The sequence below is a fragment of the Photobacterium sagamiensis genome (genome assembly GCF_050337085.1).
Taxonomy (GTDB): Bacteria; Pseudomonadota; Gammaproteobacteria; order Enterobacterales; family Vibrionaceae; genus Photobacterium; species Photobacterium sagamiensis.
In genome coordinates this window covers 1-11,361 of the sequence record NZ_JAKJSP010000089.1, presented here as the reverse complement: position 1 = coordinate 11,361, position 11,361 = coordinate 1, and the positions used below count along the sequence as shown (strand labels likewise).

Below are 11,361 nucleotides of genomic sequence, written 5' to 3'. Positions count from 1 at the left end.
CCCCATAACGGCGCCAATGGCTCGGGTATTGGCTATGGCATCTTCAATATTCAGGCCAAAGTAAGTCCCTAAAATACAGAAAAGTGAAAACAGCACATAACAGGAAAATCGTTGCGATAAACGACCCGAAACCGTGGTAATTGGCATAAACAACGGGGTTTTACTTAGTAGGTAAGCAATGACTAAGTAGACGCTGAGTTGCTGTAATAGGGAAAAAATCAGTTCCATGACGAATCTGTGAAATAGATGAACTCTGTCACTAGGGTATCTGGGTTTGCGTTGATACCCCAAATAGTATTTGCTGTAAAAAAATCTTTACGAGTGGTATTTTTTCTTTACACCTGCTTGCAAAGAGTGGAAACGCCTTGCTATTGTTGAACCAAGATGACAGGGAAAAAATGATCTACTCTTCAAAACATACCGTTAGCCAGGTTGGCCGCGACCACCTGCTGGCAGAATTATGATTACAGGGAAGCCGACATGCAAAAAGACCAGCTGAATAACATTCATATTCAAGATGAGTGCGTATTGATCACCCCGCAGCAGCTGAAAAGCAAACTGCCGATGAGCGATGAGGCTTTGCGCTTTATTCGTCAGTCACGCCAGACTATTGCGGACATCACCCATAAACGTGACCACCGTGTGCTGGTGGTTTGCGGCCCATGTTCAATTCATGATGTTGAAGCGGCAAAAAGTTATGCAGTGAAGTTAAAGCAACTGTCTGAAGAACTGAAAGATCAACTGTATATCGTGATGCGAGTCTACTTTGAAAAACCGCGTACGACGGTGGGGTGGAAAGGATTGATCAATGACCCGTACCTTGATGGGTCTTTTGAAGTTGAGGAAGGCTTGCATATTGCGCGTCAATTGCTGATCGATCTTGTTGAAATGGGCATTCCTTTGGCAACCGAGGCGCTGGATCCAATCAGTCCGCAATATCTTGGTGATTTGTTCAGCTGGGCGGCAATTGGTGCCCGAACCACGGAATCACAAACCCACCGCGAAATGGCAAGTGGCCTATCGATGCCCGTTGGCTTTAAAAATGGTACTGATGGTAATTTAGCTACTGCCATCAATGCGATGCAAGCTGCAGCCTCTGGCCACCGTTTTATGGGGATCAACCGTGAAGGCCAGGTAGCATTACTCAATACCCAGGGTAATCCAGACGGTCATGTCATTCTGCGTGGCGGCAAACAAACTAACTACGATTCAGTCTCTGTGGCTGAGTGTGAAAACGAGATGATTGCTTCAGGTCTTTCACCGTCCTTAATGGTAGACTGTAGCCATGCAAACTCAAGAAAAGACTACCGTCGTCAACTACTTGTGGCAGAAGACGTGATTCATCAGATCCGTGAAGGCAACAAGTCGATTATCGGCCTGATGATTGAGAGTCATTTAAATGAAGGCAATCAGAGTGCTGATTTACCGCGTGAAGAAATGGCTTACGGAGTGTCGATCACCGATGCATGTATCAGTTGGGAAGCGACAGAAACCTTACTTCGTCATGCTCACCAGGAGTTAGTCCCATCCTTGCAGGAACGCTGTGAAGGGTAACTGATCCATTTCATTGCTACTTCGTTCCTTGTTGCCATCGAAGGTGCTCATTTAGAGTGATGTTCTGTTGCATCACAACAGGCGCACTTTCGCTTGGCTCTTAAATGAAATAGCGGCGAGCAGTGACAGGTAGTGTTATACCAATCGGAATTAAATAAAGATGGAATAAGTGGAGATCATGGTTGCTGAACTGAGTAAGTTAAGAGATCAAATCGATGATGTTGATCAGCAGATGGTTGAGCTTTTAGCTCGCCGTCTGGCATTGGTAGAAGAAGTCGGTCATGTAAAAAGCAAGCATGGTTTGCCTATTTATGCCCCTGACCGTGAAGCTGCGATGCTGGCTTCACGCCGCCAGGAAGCTGAGCATAAAGGGGTTCCACCTGATCTGATTGAAGATATTCTGCGTCGTACCATGCGTGAGTCCTATTCGAGTGAGAATGACTCCGGTTTTAAATGCCTGAAGCCTGAGCTACGCCCAATTGTTGTTGTGGGTGGGTATGGTCAGCTCGGTGGGTTATTCTGCCGTTTATTTGAATTATCAGGTTATCAGGTTCGTAAATTAGGGAGTCAGGATTGGGATCGTGCAGATGACATACTGGCAGATGCCGGAATGGTCGTTGTGTCGGTGCCGATTAACCTCACTGAACAAATTATTGCCAAGTTAGATCATCTTCCTGACGATTGTATTCTTGCTGATCTTACTTCCATTAAGAGCGGGCCGTTGCAAGCCATGCTGGAAGTGCATAGCGGGCCGGTGATTGGTTTGCACCCGATGTTTGGTCCGGATATTGCCAGCTTGGCTAAACAGGTGGTTGTTTATTGCGATGGTCGTCACCCCGAAAGCTACCAGTGGCTACTGGAGCAGATCCAGATTTGGGGGGCGACATTAAACCGTATCAGTGCGATTGAGCATGATCAGGGGATGACCTTAATTCAGGCTCTGCGCCACTTCACTTCATTTGTCTATGGCGTGCATCTGGCAGAAGAAGATCCGCAGCTTGAACAGCTGATATCGCTGAGTTCGCCAATCTACCGTCTGGAGCTGGCAATGGTCGGGCGCTTGTTTGCCCAGGATGCCCAGTTATATGCTGATATTATTATGTCTGCCCCGCAAAACCTGGCGATGATTAAGCGTTTCCATCAACGTTTTGGTGAGGCGATTGAAATGCTGGAGCGACAGGATAAAGAAGCGTTCACCCAAGCGTTTAACCAGGTTGAAAATTGGTTCGGGGATTATGCGCAGCATTTTTTAACCGAAAGCCAGGGGTTACTCAGACAAGCGAACGATTCAACACATAGAAAATAAATGATTTCGCCTATAGAACCTAATAGCAAAAAGCGAGAGTTTTTGCGGACTCTCGCTTTTTGTTTTTCGCTACTCGCTACTTATTCCTCGATTTCCACTTCCGTCGGCTTCACATTTTCACTTGGGTAGCACCCCAGTGCTTTGATAAAGCGGGTTAAGCGAGTCAGCTCTTCCAGCGCCTGCTGCATGACGTCAGATTTCAGGTTCACTTCGACATCGAGATAGAACATTTCTTCCCATGGATTGCCAATAACCGGACGTGATTCCAGCTTAGTCATATTGATGTTCAGGTTGCGTAGTACCAATAAGCATTCCACCAATGAACCCGCTTTCTGCGCCGTTGACATAATCAGCGTCGTTTTGGCAGGGATCAGAGGAGTGACTTCGACAGGTTTACGTGCAACGACGATAAAGCGGGTAAAGTTTTCATGCTGATTGGCAATATTGTTCTTAAGTGGCGTTAAACCATAAAGCTCACCACTGGAGGCATTACCAATCGCAGCGACATTCGGTTGCTTTAATTCAGCTACTTTTTTCATGGCTTCAGCCGTGCTTGAACAGTACTCCTGGGTAATATTGCCCATTGAGTGCAGGTATTCACTGCATTGCTGATGAGGCTGCGGATGAGAGTAGAGGGTATCGATCTCTGCAATATTGGTATCAACCGCCGTCAGCAAACAGTGTTCAATGGGCTGAGTGATTTCACCCACAATCGACAGGCTGGTGTGCTGCAGCAGATCGTAAACTTCATTGATTGAGCCAGAGCTCGTGTTCTCAATCGGTAGCACACCGTAATCGGCATTGCCGGTTTCGACCACATTAATGACATCGCGGAATGTCGAGCAGCTGATTTCCACCAGTTGAGTTTGTTTACGACTGAAATAATTGCGACTCGCCAGGTGGGAATAGGAGCCTTTCGCGCCGAGGAAAGAGACACGGGCGACGGGCTGCTGACTGTCAGGGTTAGTGAGCTTTTGTAAGTAGGCCTGTTGAAACAGGACCGAATCTTCAATAATGGTGTGGAAAATTTGGGTAATATACTGTGAATCCAGTTGCTCGGCTTTGCCGACATCGATCAGGCGAAGTAGCAGCTCTTGCTCCCGGGCTTGATCGCGTACAGGTTTTGCGGTTTCTATTTTACTTTTTGCGACTTCCAAACTCAACTGGCGGCGTTCGGCCAACAGCTTGATAATCTCATTATCAATTCGGCTGACATTCTTGCGAATATCATCAAGTGAATAGCGTTGCTCTGTCATTGTAAGTCCCTGTCTGATCTTATGCTTGTCTTTACTGATGCCGAATACAAAAAAGCCCCCCTGTTGTGGGAGGCTATCTATTCGTCTTTAGCTTGTTTCTAGCGTAACGAAAGCCCCCGTTAAGGTGACATAAAAAAGAAGCTAAAGAAAAACAGCTGAATGACTGGCATGGTAGTGATGATTTCGTTATGTGGTGAATATGACTCAACATTATTCAGCCAGCTTAGGCTTGTCAAGATCAATTAACGCTAGAACGTAAACAGCCCCGCGACTGGCGGGGCTGTTTGTAATTCCTCTCTTAGACGTTATACGTCTGCTTCCTCTGCTGCCACTTCTTCAGCAACTTCAGGTTTTACGCTGTGGCTGGCGCGACGAGCTGCTGGCTTTTGCGTTTGTTTCTTTAGCTGACGTTCTAGTTTTTGATGGAGCTCGGTAATCGCTCCATACATATCATCGTGTTCCGCTGAGGCAACAATTTTTCCTCCTGGAATAGCTGCGGATGCTTCGATTTTAAATTTTCTGCTTGGTTCTTTACTAATCACAGCATGTCTGCTGATTAGTGGTACCTGAAACTTTTCTAACTTTTTAAACTTAAATTCAATACGTTCACGGATAGCAGGGGTGATATCGATGTTTTTACCGGTGATTTCTACTGTCATAATTATCTTTCCTCTTTTGCTACCCTTTGTTGGGTTAACTTCAGATTACTAAAATATGGAGGTTATGATGTGATCAGTTTCACACTTCCATCTTTAAAAGAATAACTCGAAAAATTCTGTGACCGGGTGTTATTTGTGATAAAAAAGTTTGGATAAAGTGCTTGTCGAACACCTGAAGATTAAGGCAGTATGAAGAAATTAGAGACACTGGCGGCTTGTGCTGACTAGGGAACTTTTTCGAGCCGTAGCAATGGGTTGAGTGAAGTTTGACCAAGTGTTCGAGCACTCTCCGGAGGCGAAAACAATTAGCCACAGTGACAGTGGAAGATATTTTCTGAACAAATTGACAGAACAAACACAAAAACGGCAGCCATCAGGCTGCCGTTTGCTTATTAGAACGTATGCTTGGCGCTTTTAACCGATCAGTTTGGATTTAAGGCGATCAGTTTTTTGGTGTTCTGGATAGGTTCTTGTAAACCTAACTTTTCATATGCGGTCAGCATTAATCCCAATGACTGACGAGCGGCATTGGTATCCGGATATAAACGCTGAATTTGCTGACATCGGTTAATCGCGGCAACCCAGGCTTCACGACGAATATAAAAGTCGGCAGAAGCAAGTTCATAGTCAGCCAGACGGTTCTTCAGATAAATCATCCGAGCTTTGGAGTCCGCAGCATACTGGCTATCCGGATAACGATCTAACAAGCGTTTAAAATCACGGAATGCCTTGCGTGCTGGTTCAGGATCTCGATCATGACGATCAATGCTGAATATGTCATGCATGAAGCTGCGATCTTGGGCCATGTTGGTCAGGCCACGCATATATAGCACCCAGTCAGCTTTTTCATGCGCCGGATTTAAACGGTTAAAGCGATCTATGGTTGCTTGCCCTAAGGCCAAATCGTCATTTTTGTAGTAAGCATAAATGAGATCAAGTTGTACTTGCTCAGAGTATGCGCCGAAAGGGTAGCGTGAATCCAGTGTTTCTAAACGTTCGATGGCTGTGGTCCAGCTGCCACTCTGTAAAGCTTGCTGGGCTGTTGTATACAGCTCTGATGGCGGTACATCGGGCACAATTTCTTCAGTGCTGGAACAGCCTGAAAGAATGGCAACGGCAAGTAGAGTCGTAATTGTCAGGCGTTTCATTGCGGCGTCAGGTTCCTTGATAAAAAATTTTATTTGTATGATCCATTACGGTCTGAGTCGTTAACAGATACAATGACACTATTAGGTTATTTTACGCAGCGTATGGCTATTAGTCTCACGCTTTTTGAAAAAGTTCGTTATGGCACAGAAAATAGAGTTAACAAATACAGTAAATGAGAGCCAATTAGGTCTGCGCCTTGATCAGACTATTGCTGAATTATATCCGGATTATTCGCGTTCGCGCATTAAAGACTGGATTTTAAATGGCATGGTTTCAGTCAACGGCGAAATCGTCAAGAAGCCTCGTGCAAAAATGATGGGTGGCGAAGCACTGGTAGTCAATGCTGACATCGAAGATGAAGAACGTTGGATCGCGCAAGATATCCCATTGAATATTGTCTATGAAGATGATGATATCCTGGTGATCAACAAGCCTCGTGGTTTAGTTGTCCATCCAGGAGCGGGTACACCTGATGGTACCGTGCTAAATGGATTGCTTTTCCATTGTCCGGCACTGGCTGAAGTGCCTCGTGCCGGAATTGTTCACCGTCTCGATAAAGACACCACAGGTCTGATGGTCGTTGCCAAGACGATTCAGTCACAGACTCGTCTGGTTCGTGCGTTGCAAAAACGCAAGATCACCCGTGAGTATGAAGCGATTGCGATTGGTCAAATGGTGGGTGGCGGTACGGTAGAAAAGCCAATTGGTCGCCATTCGACCAAGCGTACTTGTATGGCCGTACATGAATTGGGTAAGCCTGCAATCACCCATTATCGTGTTGCTGAGCATTTCCGTGAGCATACCCGTCTCGTGATCCGCCTCGAAACGGGTCGTACTCACCAGATCCGTGTCCATATGGCATATCTTTCTCACCCGTTGGTGGGCGATCTGCAATATGGTGGCCGTCCGCGTCCGCCTCGTGATGCTTCATCGGAAGTGATCCAGGCCCTGCGTGCTTTTGATCGTCAGGCACTGCATGCACGCATGTTACGTCTTGCGCATCCGATGACAGGGGAAATCATGGAATGGCATGCACCGCTTCCGAGCGATATTGTGGTGATGGGTGAGATCTTGCGTAAAGATAAGCAAGAACATCAGGACGACGAGTACTAAAATGTGGATTATTCCTGACTGGCCTGCGCCCAAAAATGTAAAAGCAGTCAGTACCACTCGCAAGGGTGGGGTGAGTGCTGCACCTTATGATGGGTTTAATCTGGGGCTTCATGTCGGGGATAACGCAGAACATGTTCAGCACAATCGTGATTTCTTGCAACAAAAGCTGGAGTTAACGTTCGCTCCGGCTTGGTTGAATCAGATCCACAGTTCTCGAGTCATCGATCTGGAGCAACCACTGAGCGCGAGAGTTGATGCCGATGGCAGTTATACTCAGCGTTCCGGTCTGGCTTGTGCAATCATGACCGCAGACTGTCTGCCTGTGCTGCTGTGTGATAGTGCCGGAACCCAAGTGGCAGCGGTACATGCCGGCTGGCGTGGTTTAGCTGGTGGAATTATTGACGCCGCACTGGCAAAGTTCTCAGCACCCTCTTCTGAAATCATGGCCTGGTTAGGTCCGGCGATTGGTCCTGCCGCGTTTGAAGTTGGGGGCGAAGTGCGAGAACAATTTATGGCGCTGGATCCAAATGCCGAACAGGCATTTGTGGCTTACGGTGATAAGTGGCTGGCAAATCTTTATCTGTTAGCAACCCAGCGTTTACAGTCTTATGGTGTGACTCAGGTTTATGGCGGTGAACATTGCACCTTTAACGAGCCTGAGCGGTTTTATTCATATCGCCGTGATCCCGTTACCGGACGTCAGGCCTCTTTGATTTGGCTCGACTGATACTATTTCGATTTCCTCAAAAAGCGACGTGAAAACGTCGCTTTTTTCTTTACTTACCCTGACCAGTTTTCTGTAACGCTTGAAAAAGCCTCTGCTAGTATCCATATAATCTATAGTAGAAAAATTATATTGATACTGGGAGAACTTATGCGTCTTGACCGATTTACCAGCAAATTTCAAATGGCGATCTCTGATGCACAATCGCTGGCTTTAGGGCGAGACCATCAGTATATCGAACCCGCCCACTTGATGGTGGCGTTACTGAATCAGGATGGCAGCACAATTCGCCCGTTGCTGACCATGTTGAATGTCGATATCTCCCAATTGCGCTCCAGCCTGGCAGAGCTGCTTGACCGTTTACCGAAAGTAACAGGTATTGGCGGCGACGTTCAGTTGTCACATGGCATGGGCGTTTTACTCAACATGTGTGACAAGCTGGCACAGAAACGCAAAGACAAATTTATCTCATCTGAATTGTTTATTCTGGCTGCAGTGGATGACAAAGGGCCACTCGGAAAGCTGTTGAAAGATTCAGGGCTGACAGCAGCAAACATTGAACAGGCGATTGATCAGGTGCGTGGCGGACAGAAAGTCGATGATCAAAATGCGGAAGAAAATCGTCAGGCCTTAGAAAAATTCACCATTGATCTGACCGAGCGTGCAGAGCAGGGCAAATTGGATCCTGTCATCGGTCGGGATGATGAGATCCGCCGTACCATTCAGGTTCTTCAGCGTCGTACCAAAAATAACCCGGTCATTATTGGCGAACCTGGGGTGGGTAAAACCGCCATCGTTGAAGGGCTGGCTCAGCGTATTGTGAACGGCGAAGTACCTGAAGGGTTACGTAATAAGCGTGTGCTTTCTCTTGATATGGGCTCACTGATTGCCGGTGCAAAATTTCGAGGTGAATTTGAAGAGCGTTTGAAATCAGTGTTAAACGAGCTTTCTCAAGAAGAAGGCCGCGTGATTTTATTCATTGATGAGTTGCATACCATGGTTGGTGCGGGTAAAGGCGAAGGATCAATGGATGCGGGCAATATGCTCAAGCCTGCGTTGGCCCGAGGCGAATTACACTGCGTGGGGGCGACTACCCTTGATGAATATCGAAAGTATATAGAGAAAGATGCGGCGCTGGAGCGTCGCTTCCAGAAAGTGCTGGTGGATGAGCCGACGGTTGAAGATACCGTTGCCATATTACGCGGCTTGAAAGAGCGTTACGAGTTGCACCACCATGTGGAAATTACCGATCCGGCAATTGTCGCTGCAGCCAGGTTGTCTCACCGCTATGTTTCAGATCGCCAGCTGCCAGATAAAGCGATCGACTTAATCGATGAGGCAGCATCGAGCATCCGTATGCAGATCGATTCTAAGCCTGAATCCCTGGATCGATTGGAACGCCGTATCATCCAGCTCAAGATTGAACAGCAGGCGTTGGTAAAAGAAAGCGATGAAGCCAGTCAGAAGCGTCTGCGTGATTTGTGTAAAGAACTCGACAGTAAAGAGCGTGATTATGCCGAGCTGGAAGAAGTCTGGAATGCTGAAAAAGCCGCCCTGTCGGGTACGCAATACATTAAGTCCGAGCTGGAACAAGCCCGTACCGATATGGAAATTGCCCGCCGTGCCGGTGATCTGAATCGTATGTCGGAGCTGCAATACGGTAAAATCCCAGCGCTGGAAAAACAGCTGGATCTGGCAGCTCAAGCTGAAATGCAGGAAATGAGCCTGTTAAAGAATAAAGTCACAGATGCTGAAATTGCAGAAGTGCTTTCTCTCCAAACCGGTATTCCTGTCGCGAAAATGCTTGAAGGTGAGCGTGATAAGTTACTGCGCATGGAAGAGGAACTCCATAAACGTGTGATTGGGCAGAATGAAGCGGTTGAGGCGGTATCGAATGCCATCCGCCGTAGCCGTGCTGGTTTATCGGATCCAAATCGCCCAATCGGCTCCTTCATATTTTTAGGCCCTACCGGGGTCGGTAAAACAGAATTGTGTAAATCACTGGCAAACTTCATGTTTGACAGTGAAGACAATATGGTTCGTCTTGATATGTCGGAGTTCATGGAGAAACACTCGGTGGCTCGCCTGATTGGTGCTCCTCCTGGCTATGTTGGCTATGAAGAAGGGGGATATTTGACAGAAGCCGTTCGTCGTCGTCCATACTCAGTCATCTTATTAGATGAAGTGGAAAAAGCGCATCCGGATGTCTTCAATATTCTGTTACAGGTGCTTGACGATGGTCGTCTGACTGATGGGCAGGGCCGTACCGTTGATTTTCGTAATAGTGTCATCATCATGACGTCCAACCTAGGTTCTGATCGTATTCAGGAACACTTTGGTGAGCTGGATTACGAAGGCATTAAAAATATTGTAATGGAAGTGGTCGGTCAGCATTTCCGTCCGGAGTTTATTAACCGTGTTGATGAAACCGTTGTCTTCCATCCATTAGGTCAGGAAAACATCAAGCATATTGCCGATATTCAGATTGCACGTTTGACTAAACGTCTGGAAGAAAAAGACTATGTGCTTAACTTGCAAGAAAGTGCATTAGAGCTTATTGCTGAAGCGGGCTTTGATCCTGTCTTCGGGGCGCGTCCGCTGAAACGCGCCATTCAGCAGTATATTGAGAACCCGCTGGCACAGGATATTCTGGCCGGTAAATTGGTGACCGGAAAAATCATCAATATCGTAGCTGAAGATGGCCATATCGTTGCTAAGCAATAACAGCAGTTAACTCTGTTTGAGCATCTATTGTAATTATTTAAACACCTGCTTCTATCTGAAGTGGGTGTTTTTGTCTCTGGCAGAAGAGCAGGAAAATCGATAAATGCAATTTCAAAGACAATTTTTAGCCACAAAGTGCGATGTTGTTTGCATTTTGTTCGATTGGTTGTTTTTGATGAAATAATTTCAAAAAAGCTATTGCCAATGTGATCGAAGTCTCTATAATGCCGCCTCACTGACACGGAGCACGGCAACTTAAGCCGCTAACCAGTCAGTATGTTCTTTAACAATTTGACCATGCAATCTGTGTGGGCACTCGTGAAATGATTCGTCGAAAGATTTATCAATGAACTGAGTGACCAAACGATGTAGTTACTGCAGAGTAATTATATTGGCACAGTCAATTTACGTTTCAACTTCGGTTGAAACAGAAAATCAGTAAAAATCATTGAGCCGTTCCKWARGGAACAACAAAACTTTAATTGAAGAGTTTGATCATGGCTCAGATTGAACGCTGGCGGCAGGCCTAACACATGCAAGTCGAGCGGTAACAGGAAGAAGCTTGCTTCTTTGCTGACGAGCGGCGGACGGGTGAGTAATGCCTGGGAATATGCCTTGATGTGGGGGATAACTATTGGAAACGATAGCTAATACCGCATAATGTCCTTGTTCATTACGAACAGGGACCAAAGAGGGGGACCTTCGGGCCTCTCGCGTCAAGATTAGCCCAGGTGGGATTAGCTAGTTGGTGGGGTAAAGGCTCACCAAGGCAACGATCCCTAGCTGGTCTGAGAGGATGATCAGCCACACTGGAACTGAGACACGGTCCAGACTCCTACGGGAGGCAGCAGTGGGGAATATTGCACAATGGGGGAA

9 protein-coding genes, 1 rRNA gene and 1 other annotated feature are annotated in these 11,361 nt (G+C 46.7%); of the genes, 6 read left to right on the top strand and 4 right to left on the bottom strand.

Annotated elements, in window-relative coordinates; genetic code table 11:
* A partial coding sequence (locus tag L4D76_RS27725) for a LytS/YhcK type 5TM receptor domain-containing protein (RefSeq protein WP_428444065.1) occupies positions 1-228 on the bottom strand: 228 nt, incomplete at its 3' end.
* 252 nt (positions 229-480) lie between these two features.
* On the opposite strand from L4D76_RS27725, the gene L4D76_RS27720 reads away from it, so the two are divergent.
* Together L4D76_RS27720 and tyrA are read left to right on the top strand one after the other, a co-directional pair.
* Entirely contained in the window at positions 481-1,554 is a 1,074-nt protein-coding gene (locus tag L4D76_RS27720) for a 3-deoxy-7-phosphoheptulonate synthase (protein ID WP_428444064.1), read from the top strand.
* A 178-nt stretch (positions 1,555-1,732) separates the two neighbouring features.
* On the top strand, positions 1,733-2,860 hold the full coding sequence (gene tyrA, locus L4D76_RS27715) for a bifunctional chorismate mutase/prephenate dehydrogenase (RefSeq protein ID WP_428444063.1): 1,128 nt from the start codon (positions 1,733-1,735) through the stop codon (positions 2,858-2,860).
* A gap of 80 nt (positions 2,861-2,940) precedes the next feature.
* Here tyrA and pheA read toward each other — a convergent pair whose 3' ends face one another.
* The 3 genes from pheA to bamD form a co-directional block, all read right to left on the bottom strand.
* On the bottom strand, positions 2,941-4,116 hold the full coding sequence (gene pheA, locus L4D76_RS27710) for a prephenate dehydratase (RefSeq protein WP_428444062.1): 1,176 nt from the start codon (positions 4,114-4,116) through the stop codon (positions 2,941-2,943).
* Between the two features lie 45 nt (positions 4,117-4,161).
* Positions 4,162-4,284 (bottom strand) — a sequence feature (Phe leader region).
* 137 nt (positions 4,285-4,421) lie between these two features.
* Positions 4,422-4,775, bottom strand: coding sequence for a ribosome hibernation-promoting factor, HPF/YfiA family (gene hpf, locus L4D76_RS27705; RefSeq protein WP_428444061.1), 354 nt, complete (start codon positions 4,773-4,775; stop codon positions 4,422-4,424).
* Positions 4,776-5,197: 422 nt separating this feature from the next.
* Positions 5,198-5,923, bottom strand: a complete 726-nt coding sequence (bamD, locus tag L4D76_RS27700) for an outer membrane protein assembly factor BamD (protein ID WP_428444060.1) — start codon at positions 5,921-5,923, stop codon at positions 5,198-5,200.
* A gap of 139 nt (positions 5,924-6,062) precedes the next feature.
* Between bamD and rluD the strand changes: the two genes are divergently transcribed.
* The 4 genes from rluD to L4D76_RS27680 all read left to right on the top strand — a co-directional run.
* Complete coding sequence (gene rluD / locus L4D76_RS27695; RefSeq protein WP_428444059.1) at positions 6,063-7,037, top strand: 23S rRNA pseudouridine(1911/1915/1917) synthase RluD; 975 nt, start codon at positions 6,063-6,065, stop codon at positions 7,035-7,037.
* 1 nt (position 7,038) lies between these two features.
* A complete protein-coding gene (gene pgeF / locus L4D76_RS27690) occupies positions 7,039-7,764 on the top strand; it encodes a peptidoglycan editing factor PgeF (RefSeq protein WP_428444058.1) in 726 nt (241 codons plus the stop codon).
* 147 nt (positions 7,765-7,911) lie between these two features.
* Complete coding sequence (gene clpB, locus L4D76_RS27685; protein WP_428444057.1) at positions 7,912-10,485, top strand: ATP-dependent chaperone ClpB; 2,574 nt, start codon at positions 7,912-7,914, stop codon at positions 10,483-10,485.
* A gap of 479 nt (positions 10,486-10,964) precedes the next feature.
* A 16S ribosomal RNA gene (locus L4D76_RS27680) occupies positions 10,965-11,361 on the top strand; the annotation flags it as partial.

Excerpts from the sequence above, each read along its gene's own strand:
- L4D76_RS27720 (WP_428444064.1), top strand. The coding sequence starts at position 481 with ATGCAAAAAGACCAGCTGAATAACATTCATATTCAAGATGAGTGCGTA.
- tyrA (WP_428444063.1), top strand. The coding sequence starts at position 1,733 with ATGGTTGCTGAACTGAGTAAGTTAAGAGATCAAATCGATGATGTTGAT.
- pheA (WP_428444062.1), bottom strand. The coding sequence starts at position 4,116 with ATGACAGAGCAACGCTATTCACTTGATGATATTCGCAAGAATGTCAGC.
- hpf (WP_428444061.1), bottom strand. The coding sequence starts at position 4,775 with ATGACAGTAGAAATCACCGGTAAAAACATCGATATCACCCCTGCTATC.
- bamD (WP_428444060.1), bottom strand. The coding sequence starts at position 5,923 with ATGAAACGCCTGACAATTACGACTCTACTTGCCGTTGCCATTCTTTCA.
- rluD (WP_428444059.1), top strand. The coding sequence starts at position 6,063 with ATGGCACAGAAAATAGAGTTAACAAATACAGTAAATGAGAGCCAATTA.
- pgeF (WP_428444058.1), top strand. The coding sequence starts at position 7,039 with ATGTGGATTATTCCTGACTGGCCTGCGCCCAAAAATGTAAAAGCAGTC.
- clpB (WP_428444057.1), top strand. The coding sequence starts at position 7,912 with ATGCGTCTTGACCGATTTACCAGCAAATTTCAAATGGCGATCTCTGAT.